Origin of the sequence: Burkholderia sp. 4M9327F10, from assembly GCF_005503145.1 — a bacterium.
Classification (GTDB): Bacteria; Pseudomonadota; Gammaproteobacteria; order Burkholderiales; family Burkholderiaceae; genus Paraburkholderia.
In genome coordinates this window covers 96556-119189 of record NZ_SCNV01000023.1, presented here as the reverse complement: position 1 = coordinate 119189, position 22634 = coordinate 96556, and the positions used below count along the sequence as shown (strand labels likewise).

Genomic DNA, 22634 nt, shown 5'->3' with positions numbered 1-22634 from the left:
GGCAGCGGGTCGGGGTGACCTTGCTGCCACCGTCGGGCCGGTCGGTCACCGGCCCAGCGGTGCAGGACACAGGAAAACGCAGAAAAAACGAGAGCTTCACCATGAAAGCGTCTACGCGAACCGCTTTACGACAACTCGAACAAAGCCGCCTGCCAAGGGGCGAGCTGCTAGACCAGACCCGGCAGTCGTCACGACTGCAGTGGTTCGTCGGCATGCCGTCGCGCAGCTATCGCTGGTGGCAGCGGGCTGTGTCGGCAATGGTCGCGTTGACGCTGTTTGCAGGACCGCTCTCGGTGACGTTCGAGCAGAGCCGCGACGCCGCAGGCGTGCTGGCTGCGGGCAGCCGTCGCCTCGATGACGAAGCGTGGCAGCGGATTATCGATCTGGCCGCGGTGCGCATACGGTTTGCGATGCAGGAGGTGCAAGCGACGCCAATTGTCGACCCCACCGCGCCAATCTCGTTCCAGCCCAAAGTCACGCAATCCACTGGCGCAGGTGGTGGCGTGCCGGTCGTCAACATCACGGCGCCGAACTCGGCAGGCATCTCGCTCAATCAATATCAGAGCTTTAACATTGATCCGGTTGGCCTGATCCTCAACAACAGTTTGATGTCGGGCACGTCGCTGACCGGCGGCAATGTGCAGGCTAACCCGAACCTGAACGGGCGCACGGCGAGCGTGATCGTCAACCAGGTGACCTCGACGGGTACCGCATACGCCAGCTTGCTGAACGGACCGCTGGAAGTGTTCGGCGCACCTGCGACCGTGATCATCGTCAATCCGAACGGGATTGCCACCCAGGGGACCGGCTTTACCAATACGATCGGCGTGACGTTGTCCACGGGCACGCCGCAGTTCCTGACCGGTGTCAGCGGGACACCCACCAGTTTCAACAACGCTCAGGCGATCGGCTACAACGTCACCAGCGGGCATATCCAGATTGAAGGCGATGCGGGCGTCAATGGACCCGGCGCCGGTATCGAAGGTACGGTCGGCACGATCGACCTGATCGCGCAGACAATTGGCGTGAATGCGCCGCTGTATGCAGGCACCCGCATCAATGTGATCGCAGGCCAGCAGATCGTGACACCCACGGCGGTGGACGCCACTGGCACGACATATACGACCGCCTCGAACGGCACCACCAATACCGCCGCTGCGATCAACGCCTCGAACGGTAACGCCAACAACGGTCTTGCTATCGACGCGACCGCCTACGGCGCAATGACGGCCGGCCAGATTCAGGTAATCGGCACTGCGGCCGGCATGGGTGTGCGCACCGACGCTCAACTGGCGGCGAATGCAGGGAACCTGACGTTGTCGGCGAACGGCGATGTCTCGCTGGCAGGTAGCGCGGCCCAGCAGCAGGCGAGCGTGAGCTCAAGCGGTAATGTCTCGATGACGGGCACGCATATCGGCGTTGGCGGCTACGCGATCAACGCCAACGGCGATGTAACGTCGACGGGTTCCATTCAGTCTGGCACCACGCTCTCCATCAATGCCGGCGGCAACATCAATGTTGCGAACACGCAGTCGAGCGGCGACACGACGCTGGTCGCAGGCGCGAGCGCCACCACGGGCGACGTGCAGAGCGGTGGCGCGTTGTCGGTGACAGCGCAGGGCGGCGACGTGACTCTGAGCGGCACCTCAGTGGTCAGCGGTGCGACCACCTTGACCGCTGCGCAGGACATCAACGTTAACGGCCAGACGAGCAGCAACACTCTGCAGGCCACAGCCCAGCGCAACCTCAATGTCAATGCGGCGGTGCAGACCTCCGGCAACCTGGCGCTGAGCGCCACCAACGGCAACCTGACAACCAACGCCAACGTGAATAGCGCCGGCAATCTGGCGCTCACTTCAGGACAACTCACCACAATCGCCGGCCAGGCCACGGCGCAAAATGCCGTAACGCTCTCGGCGGGCCAGGGCGTCTCGGTCACCGGTTCGCTTGCCAGCGGCACGACGCTGAACGCCAACACGCCGGGCTTGTTCAGCGTGCCGGGTTCGCTGCTCGTGGGCACCAACGCGACGATCAACAGCGGCAGCCTCGACGTCCCCGGCGTGCTGATCGTGCAGAACAACGGCGCGTTCACGACTCAGGGCGACATCACGGGCACTGGTTCGATGGCGTTCGGACAGAACGGAACGCTGACGAGCGGCCAGGATATCAACGTGGCAGGCAAGCTGCTTGCCAACGGACTGCAGGTGAGCGCGACGAACAGCGTCACGCTGACCGGCGTGCAGGCCGGCGGCGAGTTCACTGTCACGGCAAACGGCGCGGCGGGCAACGGCAATGTAACGTTTAACGGCAATGCCGCGGCGGTGGGCGCAACCACCGTGCAGGCCGCGGGCGACGTGGTGGTGAACGGGACGCTGGCAGGCGGCGCGCAGGTTGCGCTGACCGGGCAGGGCAACGTGACGGTGGCTTCGGCCGGGACGGTGCAGTCTGTCGGCAATACAGCATTGACAGCGACCACGGGGAGCGTGAACTCCACCGGCACTGTGAACAGCGGCGGCACGCTGGTCGCACAGGCCGCGCAAAACGTCTCGCTGACGGGTGCGACCAGCGCAGTCGGCGATATGACGCTCGCGGCGGGTACGGACGTGACGACCGGCGGCATGCTTGCCGGCCAGGGCAACGGCACGATCACGGCCGGCCAGGATGTGAACCTGGGCGGCAGTAACGGCTTCACGAAGGATGTCACGGTCACCGCAGCGAATAACGTCAATGTGCCCGGCGCGTTACAGGGCAACAACGTCACGCTGACTGCGGGTAACTCCGCGACGCTCAATAACGTGCAGGCCAACTCGGCACTGGCGGTGACGGCGAACGGCAGCGGTGGCGGGATCACCGTGAACGGCTCAGTGACCTCGCAGACCGGCAGCACGCTGAACACGTCGGGTTCGTTAGCGGTGGCGACAACCGGCACGCTTGGCACGTCGGCGACGATGAGTGTCGCCGCGGCGGGCAATACGACGATCGCGGGCACGGTGGTGTCGAACGGTAGCATGAGCCTCGCGAATACCGCAGGCTCGCTTACCAGTACCGGCACCATCGAGTCGGGTACCGATCTCAGCATCGGTGCGGCGCAGTCTATTGACCTCGGCACGAACAGCACGTCTGCCCTCGGCAATCTGTCGCTGACTGCAGGGCAGAACATCACGATGAACGGCTCGGTGGTGAGCCAGGGCAACGGCACGCTCAACGCAGGTGGCACTATCGGCGGTGCGGGTGCCCTTGCATTCGGTAACGCAGCGAATCTGAGCTCCGGCGGCGATACGGATCTGACGGGCTCACTGCGCGGCGCGACGATCCAGACCAGCGCGGGCGGTTCAGGCACCTTTGCGAACGTGCAGGCCGGCAACACGATTGCATTGACGGCGAACAACGACCTCAACCTGACGGGCACCCTGGCCGGCGGTTCGACGGTGGCGCTGACCTCCGGGCAGGACATCAATATCAGTGGCTCGCTGCAATCGTCCAGCGATACCAACCTGACGGCGCTGTACGGTACGGTCGGCGTGACGGGCGCGGTGAACAGCAACGGCGCGCTCAACGTCCTGGCGGGTACGGACATTAATCTTGGTGGCACGACCACGGTAGCGCTCGACACCACGCTGCAGAGCGTGCGCGATGTGAATGTCACCGGCTCGCTCAACGGACAAGGCAATGGCACGATTTCGGCTGGCCGTAACATCGGCGGAGCCGGGTCGATTGCGTTTACCCAGTCTGCGATCCTGAACGCGGCCGGCGCGATTTCGCAGGGCGGCCTGATTCAAGGTCAGAATGTGCAGGTTTCGGCGGCGAGCGACGTGGCAGTCAATAACATCGAATCCGCTTCGACGGTCAGTCTGACTGCGGGGACGGGCGGTAGCGGCAGCCTGACGGTAAACGGTGCAGCCGCCGCGGCCAGCGCGATTACCGCAGCGGCGTACGGCGACGTGACGGTCGCGACCGGAGGCAAGCTTGCAACCGGCACGACGCTCGGCGTCGCGGCGCTGAACGGCATCAATGTGGCCGGCGCGCTCGAATCGAACGGCGACGCGGTGCTGAACGCACAACAAGGTAGCCTGAACGCGACCGGCGGCATCAACAGCGGCGGGGCGTTGACGATCACAACCGGGCTCGATCTATCGCTTGGCGCAAGTACGAGCGCGGTGGGCGATGTCACGCTCAATGCAGGACGCACGGCGACGCTGAACGGCACGCTGGTGGGGCAAGGCAACGGCTACATCAACGCCGGACAGGACATCAACGGCCCGGGTACCCAGGCTTTCACAAATGCAGCGGTCCTCAGCGCCCAGGGCGATATCGCGCTGGCAGGTTCGCTGCAGGCCAATTCGGTGCAGGCGACGGGTGGCGACAGTGCCGCACTGAACAACGTCACCTCGGCGACGACGCTGACACTGACGGCAAACGGCAACGCGGGCAACGGCGATACGGCCATCACTGGAACGGCAACAGCGCCGGGTGTAGTGGCGTTGACTGCAGCGCGTGACGTGCTTATCAGCGGGACGCTGGGTGGGGGCTCGACTGTGACGCTCACGGCACAGCGCAACGCGACACTCAGCGGCACCGTGCAGTCGGTGGGCGACCTTGATGTGACGGCCACCAACGGCAACGCCACGCTGACTGGCACAACCACGACTACTGGTGCGCTGAATGTGACGTCTGGTGGGAATACCCAGCTTGGTGGCCAGGTGTCGGTGACGAATAACCTCACGGCACAGGCGAGCGGCGATATTGCGCTGAGCGGCAGCGTTGCCGGCCAGGGGATGGGTTCGTTGACGGCAGGGCAGGACATCACGGGCGGCGGTTCGGCCGCATTTGCGCAAGCGGTGACGCTGAGCGCGGCGAACAACGTTGCGCTGACTGGCTCGCTGCAAGGCACGAGCGTCACGGTGACGGGGGGCAATAACGCTGGGCTTGGCTCTGCCCAGGCTGTTACCGGCAATCTGAGCGTGACTGCTAACGGCAACGCCGGCGAGGGTGACGTGACGTTCGGCGGCACGGCGACCGCACTCGGCACGACGACGCTGCAAGCGGCACGCGATGTCAGCGTCACAGGCGCGCTCAACAGCGGCGCGACGACGAGCATAACGGCGGCACGTAATCTGACCGCCGCGGGTGTCAACTCGGCCGGCGATCTGACGATGACGGCGACCAGCGGCAATCTCACTGCCGCGAGCGTGACGACGCAGGGCAATCTGAATGCAAGCGCTGGACAAACCTTGACCGTCTCGGGGCAAACCGCGGCGGCGGGCAATGCCACGCTGACCTCGGGCGGCGACATGACGCTCACGGGTGGGATTGCCGCTCAGAACACGGGGACGCTGACCTCCGGCAGCACGTTGACTGCCGGCTCCGTTGCCTTCGGGCAGCAGGCGACCCTCAACGCGGGCGGCAGCATCAATGTGAGCGGCAGCGTCGCAACCAATGGCAATCTTGCGGCGACGGCGGGCGACAGTCTGTCGATGGGCTCCGCGCAGGCAGGCGGCACGGTTGGGCTGCAGGCGAAGGGACAAGACGGTACGGGCGATGTGAGCGTGCAGGGCGTGCTGACTTCGGGTGCGGCGACCACTGTGACCGCTGCCCGTGACGCAAGCGTCAGCGGCAACCTCACGAGTGGCGATGCGGTGACGGTGACGGCGGGCCGGAACCTGACGGTGGGCGGTAATCTGAGCGCCAACTCGGATACAGCGCTCACAGCCACGGCAGGCAACCTGGGTGTGGCCGGTACGGTCACGAGCGTGGGCAATCTGAACGCGACCGCAGGTGGCACGCTGGCGCTCGCGGGTGGATTGATCAATGGCGACACGACGCTGAAGTCGACCGGTACGACGACGCTGACCGGGGCGCTGTATGGCCTCGGTACGGCAACGATCAATGCGGGTGGATCGGTTATAGGTGGCGGTGCGCTGACATTCGGCAAGGATATCGCCATTACAGCGGGCGCAGGCGTGACGCTTGGTGGCATTCAGGGCGCGGGGCAACTGACCGCGACCTCAGTCGGCGATATGTCGTTGGGCGCGACCACGGCGGTGGGTAACGTCACGGCAACTTCGACGGGCGGCAGCGTGGCGTTCAACGGCGCGCTGCAGTCGGGCGGCAACGTGCAGATTCAGGCGGCAAACAATGCGACGGTGACGGGCGCGGTGTCGTCGATGGGGACCGTGAACGTCACGGGGACCAACGGTAATGTGAATGTTGCCGGGGTGTCTTCGAACGGCGATACGACCATGACGGCCGGGCAGACGTTGACGTTGTCGGGCACGAGCACGGTGGCGGGCCAGTTTACGTTGTCGGGCGGCAATGTCACGTTGAGCGGGTCTCAAGGTGGATCCAAGAATGTGACGGTGTCCGCACAGGGCACGCTGGATGCGAGCCAAGCCTCGCTCGTGTCGACGCAGAACATGCAGTTGACTGGGACGAACGTGACGGTCGGGACCGCGATTGTTGGTGGCAATCTGATCGCGCAGGCGTCGAACCAGTTGTCGCTGGTGGGCGGTAGTGTTGATGTGGTGGGCGCGGCGACGCTGACTTCGCAGAACGGTTTTTATAACGCCAGCAATGTGTTGTCTGGTGGGAATCTGTTTGTCTCGGCGCCGAATCTGACCAATGCGTCGAGTGGTTCGCTTGCGTCGACGGCTACGACCACGATCAATGCGACGAATTTTAATAACGCGGGGATCGTTAACGGTAGTACTACAAATATTTCCGTTGGGGGTGGGCTGACCAACGTCGATGGATCGTTGATGGGGTTGAACTCACTGACGATCAATGCCGGGTCGCTGAATAACCAGAACGGGTTGATATTCGCGGGTAATCCGAACGTCAACAACGGACCGACGACGGGGAATCTGTCGCTGACCATCAATGGCGGTAATGGAGCGTTCAATAACGCCGGCGGTCAGGTGCTGGCGCAGGACAATCTTGGGCTGAGTGCTGTGAACATGGCGCTTGATCCGTCGCAGGGGACGATTAGCCAGGGTGGGCAGTTGTCCATCACGGCGGGGTCGATCAATGTGGGGGGGACGTGGAATTACGGTGGTCTTGGGGTGACCGTTGATGGTCTGAACGGGATCACGAACACCGGGACGATGAACGGTACTGCGCCGTTGACGTTGACTACGGGTGGGACGTTTACGAACTACGGGCAGGTTACTGGCCAGGATGTGACCGTCAATGGGACGGTGAATAACGTTGCCGGCGCGGTGTTGCATGCCGGGGATGCTCTTACGATCAATGGCAATACCACGAATCGTGGCACGGTTGAGGCGGTGAATGCGCTGACCGTTTCGGGTGGTTCGTACGATAACCAGGGGGCGACGACGCAGTCACAGGGGAATGTCAGCTTCAACCTGGGTGGTACGCTGCAGAACACAGGTGGGTCGATTTTTGCCGGCAATAACATCAGCATCAATGCTGGTGCGGTGGTGAATGATCAGACGGCGTCGACGGGACAGCAGACCGTGACGACGGCGATCTCTGATCCGTCCTTGCTCCTGTCGGGGGCGATAGGTACGCAGACAGTTATATTCGTCACATGGCCCGGGGATCAAGGCAGCGAACACGATTCCCCAACAACCTCAAATGCGACCTTGCAGACGCTGGTAGGGGCGAGTGGTGCGAACGGGAGCAGTATCGGGTTTGTGCAGGAAGCGGACGGCTCCTGGTACTACGCGAGCACGGGGGGCACGACGACGATCGCGTTGCCAACGGTCTACCAGACTCAGACGACGAGCACGCCTGGCGTTGCCGGTGTCATTTCGGCCGGCAACTCGATTCAGTTGACTGCTGGTTCCCTGTCAAATCAGGGTGGTCAAATTGCCGCAAGCGGCAATATCTCCCTCAACCTCGGGGCGCTAAGCAATGGTGCGGTCGCACCGACCACTACCGCACAGACGGTGGTTCGGGTTAATCAGGCCGACTACACAGCATTCCTGACTGAGATCCAAAATCTCGGGGAAATTGAGGCGCCCAGCCCATCAGGTAACGATGCCAACTGCACGGCGGCTGGAGATTGTCCCGCAAACGCGAATGGGTCAAGTGCCTATCCCTATCCAAACACCTTCAATATCAATACGGCTTCGACCGCTCCAACCGCCACCTCGACCCTGAGCTTCACCGGTTCGACAGGCATGATTGCCGCCGGCAGCAACCTTACGGTTTCCTCCGGCGGGAATCTCACGAATGCCGGGCTGATGTATGCCGGAAATAACGTCATCGTCGCTGCGGGGACGTTAACCAATCAGGGCGGAAACCAGCAGAACTATTCGTCTCAGGTCGGATGCGCATCGGGCGTACCGAACTCGGCCTGCGATAACGGTGGTTCTCCGCGCGGCAACAACCCGAATACGACCACGTTCAGCTACTCGCAAAGCGATGCGACGATCTATGCCGGCAACGATCTGGTGATCGCCGCCGGTCAGATCAACAACACCTATGGCAACCTGCTTGCTGGCCACAACATCGTCATCGGCGGCGTTGGCACAACCGCGAGTTCGACAACACCCGCGCAGAGCCTGAACAATACATCCGGCAATATCGTCGCCGGTAACAACATCACGCTCGACGTGTCTGGTGCGATTACCAACAATCTGCCGCCACCTGTGCCGGTTCACCAGAACTACGGCTCGCAACAGCAATACGCTGGTTGTATGACGGCCGGCGGCTACAAGGAAAGCTACTGTGAGGCTTATGTTGATCAGCAGTCAGGCAACTCATCGGTCATTAGCGCGGGCAACAACCTGCAGATCAACGCGGGCAGTCTCACCAACATCGGCAGCCTGATTTCGGCGGGCACCAGCGCGACCATTGCCGTCAGTGGGCCGGTGGTTAACGAGGCCCAGACGTTGAACGCCTACTGGCACTCGGAATGGGTGCAGGAAACCGGCATGTTCAGTAGCGACATCCGACACAACACGTGGGCATGTGGCTCGGTTGCTGAGTGCACGGCGCTCTACGGCAGCGCTTACACGAGTGTTGGCGGGACGATCGATCCGCCCACGCCGGTCGGCAATATTGCTGCGACGATTGAAGCACCGAATCTGTCAATTACCTCAGGTGGCGTTATCCAGAACGTCGGCAACGTGATAGGAACATCGGTCGCGTTGACGGGGCAGAAGCTGATCAACGGGATTACGACCGCGAACACGTATACGCCGAGCGTGAATGCGCCGTCGCAAGTGATTTCGCTCAGTCCTCTCACCATGCCGGGGCTGAACCTGTCGACGCCGAGAGCGGTTGGCATGGGTACGTTACCGACGCCGGTGGCTGGTCAGGCGTCATACGTTGACGGGGCGTTGAGCGACGCACAGGCATCCATCATGGGGCCGCAGAATCTGCTGAATGCACTGCCGACCAATTTGCAACCGAGCTCGACACTGTTTTACTACAACCCGCAAGAAGAGGATCTGTTGCTGCAGCAGGCCGCGTTGCAGCAGACGGGACAGGCGAGTTTCGTTTCGGGGCTGTCGTACAACACCACGACTGGCGCTTCGATTACCGATCAAGAAAAGCAAATTTTGTATGGAAATGCGCTTACCTACGCAGAGCAGAACAACCTTCAGTTGGGCACCGCGCTGACGCAGACCCAGATTAATGCGCTAACGCAGCCAATGCTCTGGTACGTCGAGCAGACGGTGCCTGATCCGACCTGCACGGCAACTGGCACAGCGACATGTCCTACGATTACCGCGTTGATGCCGCAGGTCTACCTGCCGCAGAACGCGAGTGCGTTGTCGGCGGGGGGGAACATTCTTGGCCAAAACGTAACGCTGAACTTCAATGGGAACGGTCAGGGGAGCATTCTCAATACTGGGAACATCAGTGCTTCAAACACGCTGACGGTTAATACAGACACGCTGACCAATCAGGCCAACCAGGTCAACGTCGGCAGTATTTGGAACTCCGTGAAAGGCGGATATACCAATACGACCGGTACGGAAGTGCAGCCGGGTGGGTTTATGAGCGCCGCGAACATGGACCTGAATGTGCAGACATTGGATCAGGTTGGCGGAGCCCTGCAGCAGCTCAATAGTGACGGCACGGTGAATCAGGCGGGGACGCAGCAGATCTTGGCTACGTTGCAGCAGCAGTTGGGGGGGGATTTCACGCAGACGACGGTAAGCGACAATCTCAACACTAGCTTTGTCCAGCAAGGAGGTGGACTGCCAACGTTTTTGGTAGCAGCGATTGCCATTGCTGCATCAATCGTGACGGCTGGAGCAGCGGCCGCAGCGATGGGTGCAACGCTGGCGACCATGACGTTGGGGGAGTCGATTGTTGCCGGCGCGGTTTCAGGTATGGCCGGTAGTGCCGCGAGCGAGCTTGCATCCGGCAACGGCCTAGACTTGGGTGCACTGCTTGAGGCTGGTGCCGTTGGCGCGCTGACTGCGGGCTTGACCAATGGCATTACTTACAACAGTACGACGGGGTCGTTTGGGCTGGGCAACTTAGATCAGGGGCTGAACAGTCTGCCGCAAGACACCAGCACGCTTGGCCAACTGGCTGGTATCAGCAACGTCGGGAATGCATTGACCGGAACGGCCTCTACGGCCGGAGAGACGGCTGCAAGCAATTTGCCAGAAGAGGTCGCCGCGATGGGGGCTACAGCCACGATCAGCGCGGGCGTGCAAACCGCTATTGAGGGAGGGAGCTTCCTGGATAACCTCAAGACGGCTGGGGTGCAAGATTTAGCGGCTGTGGGTGCCTATACAATCGGGCAAGCAAATGACAACGGTTTCTTCGGGACGGGGGCGCCCGGTGATTTGGCTTACGTTGCGTCGCACGCGGCGCTGGGATGCGTGGCCAGCGCCGCTTTGGGAACCGGTTGTGGAGGCGGTGCCATCGGTGGTGCGACCAGTGCGGTAGCCGCAGAGACAATCGCCTATGGAGTCACCGGCGGACAAGGCAATCCAAACTCCGGTCAATTGGCGCTAATCACGTCGGGGTCAATGTTGCTCGGTGGGGCGGTCGCTGACGCGTTGGGACAAAACTCCAATGCGGCCGCGATGGCTGCAGAAAATGAAACGCTAAATAATACGTGTGGAAGTCACGATGCGAACGGCTGCGGGAAAGTTGGTGGTCTCCTAGGCGCTATTGTCGGCGCCGGTGTTGCTATTATTGCGTCACTTGGTGCGGACGTGGCGACCGAAGGTTTGAACGCCCCGGCGACTTGGGATGAGGCTGCGGCAGGAGGGAAGCTTGGTAATAAAATCGGAACGACAATTGGTAACGCTATTGATACCTACGCGGCTAGCCAAAGCAGTTCCGAAACGTCGACAGGGACGAGCACGCCAACAACCTCTGGCAGCGGTAGCGCGGGAGGGGCCGGCGATAGTACCTCGACTGCAAGTAATGGCAATGGTGCGGCGGCAAACGATGCGAGTTTCAGCGTTCCGAAGGGTTATACGCAAAACGCTGACGGGACGGTAACGGGCCCGCAAGGAGCAACGTACACGCCAACGGGGGTGAAAGATACCAATGGTAATCAGATATTCCAAAGTGGCAGTAACGGGTATTACACGTTGAATGCAAACGGAGCAGCCGTATCGCCAGCGCCTTCGACACTTGCCGGAGCGACTCCGGGTAGTATTGTGGCGGCGAACAATGCGGCACACGCGGCAGCCATATCAAACGTGGTCGATGTGTTTCAGGCCAATGACGCAGCTGTCCAGACCGAAGTGACTATGAACACCACAGCAAACGGAGTAACGACGACATCACGCACCGATATGGTGGTGACGGCTCCGAGCGGTACAACCAGTTTGCCGGTGCCTCCAGGGTACGTAGCAACCGACGCCTCAACAGGTAGTTCGGTAACTTCGATTCCCGTTAATGCCAATGGACAGGTTATTGTGGAGGTCAAGACTGGAAATGGACCGGTGACGTCCAACCAGTCAACGGTTTACCCGGCAGCGCAAACGGGTAATGCGGTTGGTGTGGGCGGTAATGCAGAGAATGCATTTGGCGTTCCGTCGCCCAGTAATCTGCCCCCGACTCCTGTAGTGATTCTTAGAAAATTGTAGATTGATATGAGCAGCTTAAAAGCAGAAATGAACGCACTTTGCAATGAGGTGGCAGCTGAATTTGCGAACTGGAGTTTTGTCAGCGAAAAATTCAAGAACAGAACCTTAAAGCATACAGACTTAATGGTGAGTCCGTGCTTCACCTTTCAAGGTGGTAGTGATAATCCGGGCTGTTCCATGCAGCCAGCAGTTGAAGTTGCGCATAAAAGGACTATTAAGTTGTATCAAGAGATATTTGGCGTTAAGCCTTCGAGAACGTCATTTATGCGATTTCAAACAGTGCGGAATTTGCTTCATGAATATCCAGAGAATTTGCGGTTTCAAGGGCATGTCTGGCTTCGTAGACGGCCCTTTGTCGTTACTGGGATAGACAAGCAGGAACCCTGGCCGAAGACATGGATAGGGTTTGATGAGGCAAAGCCGGCAATTAAAGGTATGTTGGCGGACGGCATTACCTTGATTGAAAAATACTACGACTTAAGTAGTGAAGAAAATTTATTACGCAATTTGCCGCCGAAGTACGTTCCTGCTGTTGGTGAGAATGAGGAAATGGAGGGTGGATTGGGCGTAATGGTGTGCGTTGCACGAATTCTACTTGGTGATTTTGACTTTGTTGAACATTACCGCAGCGATGACTACAAGACACTCAGACCCAAAAGAATCAACGAGCTTGATATTATCATTGCTGCGTTGCCAGAATTGAAACGAAGGTTTGCGGAGACTGGAAAAGTCGTCTAGGTCACATTGAGGGCAGGATTTTCGTCTTCAGGCTCCGGGACAACTGTTCCACCTGCGAACTGTCCCAATAGTTTCTATGGCGGCTCATGTTCTGATCAGTTCAATAACGCCGCCATAGTTGACGACTGCGCTGACTTGCTACCATTGCACTTGCTGCTCCCGCTATATGATTGCAAACACAAGTAGCTGCCTATATCGATCAATTGAACTGGAGTCTGCATGCAAGACTGTTACGTCTAATTCAAGCCGCAAGACAAGGCGCCTCTGCAAAACCCTAGTGTTTGTGTCGAACGTATCGCAGAAATGAAGCGGGGCGGAGCTCTCTGCGAATCTGCAGCTCGGTCATGTTTTACACTTGAGCAGATTTCATACTTCCTGGAACTCAATTCGGAGGAGACGAAGCAGTGGAACGAATTCTGATTCTCCGCATCGCTTCCTAAACGTCATTCACCACAGATGAATCAGCATTCTTGGAACTTCGGCTCATTTGTGGACGCTCTGACAAACGCAGAGTTTGAAATCGAGGACGTCGTCAACTAAGGGGCAGCTATCTCCCTCTCGTTTTATCCGTTTGCATATCCATATGGTGGTGTGGGAAGCTTGATCGAGCTGCTCGAATGCTTTGGAAACGAAATCATCGGCATTGACAATGGAACTAGATTTGCTACGTATCGGCCACATTCCTAAGTGGAGTCATCGGTAGGCCAATATTTGTATTAGCCTGAACTGGGTAACGTCGCGCAGTCCCGCAGCGTGCGAGAAACTCCGGTGTAGCCAGGATCCCCATCGTTTACGCCTAAACACCCCTTACTCCGCAATCCCCCTCACCCATTCCAGCAGCAGCCTCGCATGGTTCGCCCACGTCCGTCCGTTCTGAGAAATCCACGCACTAGCCTGCAGCCCAAGCTGCCGCGCCGCAGCCCGGTCTTCATAGGCCCATTCCATCGCAGCCAGTAGTTCATCAACATCACTTTCCCCCCACCCCTCGGTCTGCATCCCGCTGTAACCTGAAATCGCCGTCTGCTTCTCAAGGATGACGCTGTTCTCAGCAGTAAGAATATCGTGCATACCCGTATTGAGAGCACAGATGACAGGCACACCACAAGCCATCGCCTCGGTAGCAACCAGATTCGTACAAGCTTCCGCGCGCGAGGGTTGGACACACAGATCCACATCCCGCAGAACCGCCGGCATCAGCGCATTAGGAACAAGCCGCAGATCAATCACGCGGGCTGGATCGATGCCGTTCTCGAACACCCATCGCTTGATATCGAGTACACCTTGCGAATTAAGTTCGACAGGCCGTTCAAGTCGGCCGCGAAAGCCCACTGCCTCTTTCGGCCAAAGCGAGTGCCAAGCCGTAACAAGCACAACATCGTCATGCCTGCGCGCAAACTCCCGAAAGGCAAGCAACGTGAGATCCTGGCCTTTGCGGTACTCGATCTTGCCGCCTGAGAAAACGTAGAACTTCGCGGGGTCGAGCACATTTGATTTCGGCCCTGGGCAGAAAATCGACGTATCGACACCTTCCGGCAGTACCTTTACGGGTCTGCCGGTGCGCTCGGATAGCAACGAGGCATTCCAGCTTGACGCGCAAAGAAGATGCCCGTACCGCGATAACCTTTCTCTTGCGTCGGGTAGCGCAGTGTCCTCGAGGATGCAGCGTCCCACGTTCGTTTGTCCAACGAATCGGCCACCGTTCAGGTCGTTCCCCAGGCCGTCGATGACGGCGCCCTTAAGCTTGACCACGCCGTTTCTGTCTGCGCTCAGCGTACCCAAATAGCGGTTCGATTCTGTCAATGACGGGCTGAGGTAGGTCAACCTCAGCGGATCGACCATGGGGATATCTCTTGGATCGATCTGCACACCCATGATCGGCCTGAGGTCCGGCTCCTTGATCCATTGCGAGAACAGATTGAGACCCAGGATGCCCCATCCCGACAGGTTGCTCATTTGCCAATTGAGCAGGATATTTTTGGTCATCGCTCTTGTGCTGCGTGTGTAGTCCGAAAGCGGTTGATTGTAGAGCGAACCATCGCCGCCGATAAGGGATCAGTCGGTCATTTGGATGTATTCCTAACAAATTCCTTTCATATTGCGTAATCCGGCCTCCAACCCGGCCTCCCCAATCGCATACGCCACACAACGCCTTGCCAGAATATCAGTCGGATCGACAAGCCTCACCACACCACCGCTGCCCGAGCGCACCTCGCCCTCCGGCAGCAGCAACGGCAACTCCGTACACCCAAGAAGAATCACCTCAACGCCACGTTCGCTCAATTCATCCACAGCCGCATTAACATCGTCGACACAGTCACCGGTGACGAATCCAGCCTTCACACCACGTTCCCCATAAATCGCGCTCATCACACGTGCCTGCAACGCGTCACTCGGCACGACCTGTCTTAAACCACGCGCTTCCAGCGCTTTCCGATAGACCTCGCTCTTGATCGTACCTGTCGTGGCCAGCAGTCCAACTTCGCGCAGATCCGGAAACGCAGCCCGCAGGTATTCAACGCTCACAGTCAACATATTGACGATTGGCACATGCAGATACGGTTGAATCCGCTCCACGAATGCATGCGCGGTATTGCAGGGAATCGCGATAATGTCGACGTCGCCCGCTTCCAGCTTCTTGCACGTCGCATACAGCGACACCGTTGGATCGGGACCATCGCCTAGCAAATTCTCGGTGCGGTCGGGAATTTGTGGATTCTGTTCGACCAGCAATTTGATGTGGTCCTGGTCACGCGTCGCAGGCGTGCTGCGCACGAGCTTCTGCATGAAATCCACCGTCGCGGCGGGGCCGACACCACCCACAACGCCAACCTTGAACTTCCGGTCGCGGCTACCGTATTGTTCCGCTGCCGCGTATTGAGCGTACACAAGATTCGAATCGACGACTGGCACGCAAAGCGGCCCGATCTGATCCGCCACAAGACCGACTTCCGTCATGCCCGGAAGGATCAGCTCCGCACCTTGAGCGATTAAATCCGCGCAAGCCTCGCGCAACCGTTCCACGGGTCTTCCGTTGAGCCCACCGCTTTTGATACCGCCTTCCCCGTAGACGGCCGTGGTGACAAGATCAATGTCACCCGAAGCGCCACGATGCGGATACAAGATTTCGAACTCCGGCGCGCCGAAATATCGTTCAAACAAACGCTCATCGCGAACGTAGTCCGAGCTCAGCACACCGACGCGCCGTATCGAAGGAAAGCAACGAACCACATGCTCATGCAGTGCCTCAACCATATCGACGATCTGCACCGACACGTTCTCCTGCAATTCCCCGATGAAGGTATGGCTCAAAAAGCATGGCAGCAGAACCGTCGTTACGCCTCGCCTTTCAAAATCGCGAATCATGTCGAAGATATAAAGCTTGCGCTCCGTCGTGGCGACGCATGACGCGTTGGCGTTGCGAAACGGATGCTGCTCGAACACGACATCGAAGTGCTCCGAATTGCTACGGGCCGGGCTCGCCTGAATCAGCTTGAACAACACATCCGCACCGGCGAGCGGTCCGAGCCCCCCAATCACACCAAACACGCGCTTGCCCGCTAACGTCCTTGCTGTCATTGCGCTTCACTCTGAAGTTGCTCGAACTGCGCAGTCGCAGCAGCGCTGACGCCGTTACGACGTGCTTCCCATTTCGCGATCACCGCAGTCGCCACGCTGTTGCCGATCACATTCGTCATCGTTCGACCCATATCGAGAATCTGGTCGATGGCGAGCACCATCACCACTCCCTCGGCTGGCAAATGAAACAACGGTGCCACGGCGGCCACCACCACGACCGAACCTCGCGGTACGCTGGCCATGCCCTTGCTGCTCAGCATCAGCACCAGCAACATGAAAATCTGTTGCGACAGTGGCATGTCGATACCGAAGGCCTGAGCGATGAATATGGCCGCAAACGACTGATACATCATCGAGCCGTCGAGATTGAACACATAGCCGAGCGGAAGCGTAAAGCCAACGACCTTCTTGTCGACGCCGAATTTCTCGAGCTTCTCGGTCAGGCGCGGATAGGCCGCTTCACTGCTAGCGGTCGAAAATGCGAGCATGGCCGGTTCGCGCACCGCTTTAAGCAGACCACCCACCTGCCTACCCAGAAACAGATAGCCGACACCGATCAACGCCGCCCACAGCAACACAAGGCCTAGGTAAAACGAACCAATCAGCTTGCCGTAAGTCAGCAGTACATCCAAACCGCGCAGTGTCACCGCCGATGCGATCGCACCGAACACACCGAACGGCGCGGCGCGCATCACGTAGTCGGTGAGCCGCAGCATGACGGGCACCATACCGTCGATCGCTTGTACGACCACCTTGACGCGAGCATCGTGCTTCAGCGCCCCAAGCCCTAGCCCGAAGAACAGGGAGAACACAAGAATTTGCAAGATGTCGTTGCGTGTCATCGCGTCGAGCAGGCTGGTCGGAAACGCGTGCGTGACGATGTCCTTGAAGTTCAGCCCAGCCGTATTGAGCCCGGTGTTTACATCGCTACCGTTCGCCACCATATGCAATCCCGCGCCCGGCTGCAGGACGTTGGCGAGCACAAGACCCAGGGCGAGCGATACAAGGGACGCGCAGATAAACCAACCTACCGTGCGCAGTCCGATACGTCCGACGTCCTGACCGCTATCCATACCCGCCAGGCCCGAAACGAGCGTGGCGAACACCAGCGGCGCGATGATCATCTTGATGAGCCGCAGAAAAATATCGGTGATGATCGAAAAATAGCCGGCTATGGCTTTCGCTGAAGATGCGTCGGGGGCGCTCGCGTGGCATGCATAACCGGCTGCGACGCCGAGTACCATGCCGACGGCAATATAGAGCGTGAGGCGATTTTTCATGTTTGTCCTTTTCTGCGTCGACCAGTGCGATCGTCTTTCCGGGCATGCGTTCCTCCAGGGGAGGACGTGCGTGCGCATCGCCTCTCCGCCGGCGTGAATCGCGGTACGGAGAAGACTTGAACGGATACTAGAGACGACAGAAATGAACGTGATGCGGCCTTGACATTGCACTATGCGGCGGCCGCATAGGCCCAGAAGAAAAGGTACTTGCCGTGTGTCAGGCCGCGGTGTGGGACTCCAGATATTCCCAGAGATCCTTGAGCAGCGGCATGTCGTTATTTCGATCGCGATACAGCCGTAGTTGCAGATCGAGTTGCCAGGTCCGATCGCCGGCCGCCACCAGCGTGCCGTTATCCAGTTCCGTCTCGATCAGGCTTCTTGGCAACCATGCGATGCCTTCGCCATTGAGCGCGAGCTTCTTGAGCACGTCGGCCATATCGGATTCAAAGTGCGGAGCCAAAGCGGGATTCTTGCTCGCGCGATGCAGCAGCAGGTGAAGGCAGCGGGCAAAGTAGGTGGTTGCGCTATAACCAATTAGCGGCAGCGGCCGGCCGGGTGTTCCGGGAAGCCTGAATGAGGGCGTAGAGCGCTGGCTCGGAGCGCAGACCGGCAGGAATACGTCTCGGCCGACGGTGAGGTGAGGATAGCGTGTGGTGTCCAGGTGCAGGGGCAGGTCTGGGTGTTCGTACGCGAGCATCAGTTCGCAGTTGCCGTTTACCAGCATCAGAATCGAGTCGTGGACGTTGGTCGGCACAATGCGTACCCGCAGCCCGCTAAAGCGGCTTTGTAGCGACCGCAGCCAGTCCGGAACAAATCCAACCGAGAGTGCATGACCGGCGGCAATCTGCAGTCCTGTCCCCGGCATGCGCTGCTCGCTGCGAATGATGGCGCGCGTGTCGAACAGTTTGCCGACAATGTCCTCAGCCGCTTCCAGGAAGAGCCGGCCCGCTGGCGTGAGCGTCGGTGGATAGGTACTGCGGTTGATCAATTCGGCGCCAATCCACTGTTCGAGCGCCTGAATGCGCCGGCTTAGCCCGGACTGCGTGACGTTGCGCAGTTCCGCCGCGCGCGAGAAGCTCTGATGCTGTGCGAGCGCGATGAAATCCTCGATCCACTTGACTTCCACAGTAGCTCCTAGACGGCGTGTGAACCGGTCGGCTTGGCGTGTACCAAGGCGATCGATTCTAGCGTCGCCATTTTTTATCGCCAACCGGACGGAGCGCGGATTTGGCGGCGCGGCACGTAGAAGCGCCGGTTCAGTTCGTCGGGTTTGCAACACACGGCTTTGTTTTTCCAATGCGGCGCCATTAACCAGATGCAACGCCTTGCTTTAATGCGATCTGGAAGCCGGTAGTATCGAAGTATCCGGAGAACATTCCTCGGCTAACAGCTATTCGTCAGACGGATCTGCATGTGGCAATCACCCAACACGCGCTAAAAAAACAATTTTCCCGGGTGTGTCAAATCGCCTCACAGCCTTGCTGTATATGGGAATTCATTACTTCAACATATTGAAAAATTGAATTTCAATTGCGGTCGACTTTTCACCATCAAACCATAAGATATATTTGCGCCGCAGTAGCCGATTAGTCCGGGTGTAATAAATAAAGTTTATCTCCGCGACATGTCCCGCTCTGAAAAACAGGCTCTAGATTCACTAAGCCAATCGGTTTGCGACTGACCTCGCACGATAGTCAATCGAGACCCGTATCATCAATCGGATAAATTTCATGAAAAAGACAATTCTTGCCGTAGCGTCTCTCGCAGCCATGACCTCGGTCGCGCATGCACAAAGCAGCGTCACGCTGTATGGCGCGGTGGACACCAGCGTTGCGTACTTCAGCAACCAGCAAGGCACGAACCATTCGGGCGGCACGTTCCAGATGTCCGCAGGCAATCTGTCGCCGAACCTCTGGGGTTTGAAGGGTACGGAAGATCTGGGCGGCGGTCTGGCAGCCATCTTCAAGCTGGAAAGCGGCTTTAACATCGACAACGGCCGCCTCGGCCAGGGCCAGCGCATGTTCGGCCGCACTGCGATGGTCGGCTTGACCGGCGACAGCGTCGGTACCGTCACCCTGGGCCGTCAGTACGATCCGCTGATCGACCTGCTCCAGCCGCTGACGAACGACGACACATTCGGCCCGACCTTCGCCACGCCGGGCGACATGGATAACTACGACAATAGTTATCGCACCAACAACTCGATCAAGTACACGACGCCGAACTACGCGGGCCTGCAGGCATCGGCCATGTATGCGTTCGGCGGTGTGCCCGGCAGCACGGCAAGCGGCCAGACTTACGCGGCAGCGCTCGTGTATAACCACGGTCCGTTTGGCTTCGGCGCAGGCTATTTCCACGCCAATAGCGACCATGGCACCGCTGCGTCGTTCGACGGTCTGAACCCGGATGCGAGCAGCTTCGCAGTCGATTCGGAAGCGATCACCGGCGCGTTTGTGTCCGCGAACTCGATGCAGATCATCCGCGCGGCGGGCGACTACGTGTTCCGCAATTTCACGTTCGGCGTGTCGTATAGCAACGTGCAGTACAACGACTACGCGACGGCTTTCGGCAACCAGAACAACACGAAATTCAACACCGGTCAGGTCTACGTGAACTATCAGGTCAACCCGGCGACGATTGTCGGTGTGGGCTACGACTACACGAAGGGCAGCGGCAACAACGTAACGGTCGCCTATAACCAGATCAGCCTGGGCGCCGACTACGCGCTGTCGAAGCGCACGGACATCTACGCGCTGGCCGGCTATCAGAAGGCATCGGGCAACACGATTAGCGCAACGTCGGGCGACGTAGTGGCGGCGGTTGCATCGATGGGCGACTTCGGTAACGACGCCTCCAACAACAAGCAGGCGATGGGCATGGTCGGTATCCGCCACAAGTTCTAAGTTGTACCTGGCAGATAGCGGCGCGAGGCGTGACGCCCGTCACGCCTCGCACCGCTTTCGCGCATCCCGCAGCAACTGCACGAATTGCCTGGCCGCAGGCGATAACACGCCCCCATTGCGCGTCACGATCCCGAAAGTCTGTGACTTCGATTCGAGCTTAATGGGCAGTATGCGCAGCATCTTATGTGTTTCGAACAACTGCGCGACGCTGGTCGGCAGGATCGAAACGAGATCGGCGCTCTGCTGCAGTAGCGCGACCGTGACGAATGTCGATGCCGTCGAAATCTGGTTAGCCGGCATCGGCAGGCCGGCCAGGTCCATTTCCCGCGCGAGCAGCGCGTTCATCGGCATGAGGCTCGGGTAAGTTACCCATTTATGACCCGCGAGGTCCGCGAGCGTCACGGCAGCCGCGCCTGACGGATGATCGTACGCAGCCACGACGGACAGCGGCTCGTCTTCGAGCGCGTGGTAGTGATACTTCGCCGGCTGGACCGACACGCTGGCGCGGCCGATCACCAGATCGAGCTGGCCGTCGTCGAGCAGCGTGAGCATGCGTGCGCTGGTGTCTTCGACTATCTCGATCGACAGTCCCGGATGGCTGTCATGCAGCTCACTGACTATCGGTGCGACCACATCGGGCACGGCGCCCATGATTGCGCCAATCGCGAGCCGCCCGCCCGTTCCTGAGCGTATCTCCGCCACTTCCTGGCAGAGCGACGCCAGATCGGTGGCAAGAACGCGTGCGTAACGGATTACGCAGTGGCCGAACTGGTTTGCGATCAACCCTTTCTTCGAGCGTTCGAACAGCGGCGCTTCCAGCATGTCTTCAAGTTCGGCGAGCGCCTTGCTGGCGGCCGACTGCGTCATTGCCATCGCGCTGGACGCCTTGTGCAGCGACTTGTGATCGTCGAGCGCAAGCAGCAACTGCAACTGCTTCATGCGCAGACGCGACATGAGCACATCGAGCGTGTTCTTCGTGGCGGCCACGGTGGCAGGACCTTCCCGGGTGAGTCGCAAAAGCGATCGGTTGATGGAAAGGTTTCACTATACAGTCCGGCGTGGACGGTCGTATAGTCAGAGGATTATTCAATTTGAATCGAGGAGACGAGCTTCATGGCCCAGCAGATTTATCGTGGCGTGTTCCCGGTCGCGCCAACCATTTTCGACGACGCCGGCCGCATCGACTTCGAGGGGCAGAAGCGCGCCATCGACTTCATGATCGATGCCGGCTCGAACGGCATCTGCATTCTTGCGAATTTCTCCGAGCAGTTTGCGCTGACCGACGAGGAGCGCAGCGTCTTGCAGAAGACGGTGCTGGAGCATGTCGCTGGGCGCGTGCCGGTCATCGTCACCACCACGCATTTCAGCACGCATATCTGCGCCGAGCGCAGCCGTGCCGCGCAGGACGCCGGCGCCGCGATGGTGATGATCATGCCGCCGTATCACGGTGCGACGATCCGCGTCGGCGAGCGCGGTATTCAGGAGTTCTATAGCCGGGTTTCGGATTCCATCGACATTCCGATCATGATTCAGGACGCGCCGGTCGCCGGCACGCCGCTATCGCCCGCATTTCTCGCGAAGCTGGCGAAGGAAGTCGCCAACGTTTCGTACTTCAAGATCGAGACGGCCCAGGCCGCTTCGAAATTGCGCGAGCTGATCGAATTGGGCGGCGACAAGATTGTTGGCCCATGGGACGGCGAAGAAGCCATCACGCTGCTGCCCGATCTCGATGCGGGCGCGACCGGTTCGATGACAGGCGGCGGTTATCCCGACGGCATTCGCAAGATCATTGATGCGTACTTTGCCGGCGACACCGGGAAGGCCGCCGAGCTTTATCAAGAGTGGTTGCCGCTGATCAACTACGAAAACCGGCAGTGTGGTCCGGCCGCGTGCAAGACATTGATGAAAGAGGGCGGGGTGATCCGCTCCGACGCCACGCGCCATCCGTTCGCGCCGATGCATCCTGGCATGCGCGCGGGCTTGCTGAAGACCGCGCGCCGGCTCGATCCGCTTGTGCTCCGCTGGGGCAAGTAATTCCCCTTTGTTGTCGCGGTTGCCAGAACCGGGACCTGTAGATCGCTGGCAACCTGCGACTGCGTGCATCG

Annotated in this window: 9 protein-coding genes; 4 read left to right on the top strand and 5 right to left on the bottom strand. The window is 59.4% G+C overall.

The genetic code is table 11. From position 1 onward, the window contains the following. Window positions 1-101 precede the first annotated feature (101 nt). Together FFS45_RS21120 and FFS45_RS21115 are read left to right on the top strand one after the other, a co-directional pair. On the top strand, window positions 102-12032 hold the full coding sequence (locus FFS45_RS21120; protein ID WP_137956572.1) for an adhesin: 11931 nt from the start codon (window positions 102-104) through the stop codon (window positions 12030-12032). A 6-nt stretch (window positions 12033-12038) separates the two neighbouring features. Further along, complete coding sequence (locus tag FFS45_RS21115; protein ID WP_137956571.1) at window positions 12039-12770, top strand: hypothetical protein; 732 nt, start codon at window positions 12039-12041, stop codon at window positions 12768-12770. An 807-nt stretch (window positions 12771-13577) separates the two neighbouring features. Here the strand turns inward: FFS45_RS21115 and FFS45_RS21110 are convergent. From FFS45_RS21110 to FFS45_RS21095, 4 genes are all read right to left on the bottom strand, one after another. Beyond that, window positions 13578-14753, bottom strand: a complete 1176-nt coding sequence (locus FFS45_RS21110) for a glycosyltransferase family 4 protein (protein WP_137956570.1) — start codon at window positions 14751-14753, stop codon at window positions 13578-13580. 93 nt (window positions 14754-14846) lie between these two features. After that, window positions 14847-16346 (bottom strand): amino acid racemase, encoded by a 1500-nt coding sequence (locus tag FFS45_RS21105; protein ID WP_137956569.1) that lies wholly within the window; start codon window positions 16344-16346, stop codon window positions 14847-14849. After that, window positions 16343-17626 (bottom strand): dicarboxylate/amino acid:cation symporter, encoded by a 1284-nt coding sequence (locus FFS45_RS21100; protein ID WP_137956568.1) that lies wholly within the window; start codon window positions 17624-17626, stop codon window positions 16343-16345. Before FFS45_RS21100 ends, FFS45_RS21105 begins: the two co-directional genes overlap by 4 nt. Before the next feature lie 217 nt (window positions 17627-17843). Then, window positions 17844-18752, bottom strand: a complete 909-nt coding sequence (locus FFS45_RS21095) for a LysR substrate-binding domain-containing protein (RefSeq protein WP_137956581.1) — start codon at window positions 18750-18752, stop codon at window positions 17844-17846. Window positions 18753-19356: 604 nt separating this feature from the next. On the opposite strand from FFS45_RS21095, the gene FFS45_RS21090 reads away from it, so the two are divergent. Further along, the gene (locus tag FFS45_RS21090) at window positions 19357-20529 is read left to right on the top strand and encodes a porin (protein ID WP_137956567.1); all 1173 of its coding nucleotides are present in this window, start codon (window positions 19357-19359) and stop codon (window positions 20527-20529) included. A gap of 39 nt (window positions 20530-20568) precedes the next feature. Here FFS45_RS21090 and FFS45_RS21085 read toward each other — a convergent pair whose 3' ends face one another. Next, window positions 20569-21483, bottom strand: coding sequence for a LysR family transcriptional regulator (locus FFS45_RS21085; RefSeq protein ID WP_137956580.1), 915 nt, complete (start codon window positions 21481-21483; stop codon window positions 20569-20571). 159 nt (window positions 21484-21642) lie between these two features. Between FFS45_RS21085 and FFS45_RS21080 the strand changes: the two genes are divergently transcribed. Next, window positions 21643-22563 carry a dihydrodipicolinate synthase family protein gene (locus FFS45_RS21080; protein WP_137956566.1) on the top strand — a complete coding sequence of 307 codons (921 nt, stop codon included), beginning with the start codon at window positions 21643-21645 and terminating at the stop codon, window positions 22561-22563. Window positions 22564-22634 lie beyond the last annotated feature (71 nt).

What these genes read in the sequence shown, in the direction of transcription:
- FFS45_RS21120 (WP_137956572.1), top strand. Translation starts at nt 102, where the DNA reads ATGAAAGCGTCTACGCGAACCGCTTTACGACAACTCGAACAAAGCCGC.
- FFS45_RS21115 (WP_137956571.1), top strand. Translation starts at nt 12,039, where the DNA reads ATGAGCAGCTTAAAAGCAGAAATGAACGCACTTTGCAATGAGGTGGCA.
- FFS45_RS21110 (WP_137956570.1), bottom strand. Translation starts at nt 14,753, where the DNA reads ATGACCAAAAATATCCTGCTCAATTGGCAAATGAGCAACCTGTCGGGA.
- FFS45_RS21105 (WP_137956569.1), bottom strand. Translation starts at nt 16,346, where the DNA reads ATGACAGCAAGGACGTTAGCGGGCAAGCGCGTGTTTGGTGTGATTGGG.
- FFS45_RS21100 (WP_137956568.1), bottom strand. Translation starts at nt 17,626, where the DNA reads ATGAAAAATCGCCTCACGCTCTATATTGCCGTCGGCATGGTACTCGGC.
- FFS45_RS21090 (WP_137956567.1), top strand. Translation starts at nt 19,357, where the DNA reads ATGAAAAAGACAATTCTTGCCGTAGCGTCTCTCGCAGCCATGACCTCG.
- FFS45_RS21085 (WP_137956580.1), bottom strand. Translation starts at nt 21,483, where the DNA reads ATGTCGCGTCTGCGCATGAAGCAGTTGCAGTTGCTGCTTGCGCTCGAC.
- FFS45_RS21080 (WP_137956566.1), top strand. Translation starts at nt 21,643, where the DNA reads ATGGCCCAGCAGATTTATCGTGGCGTGTTCCCGGTCGCGCCAACCATT.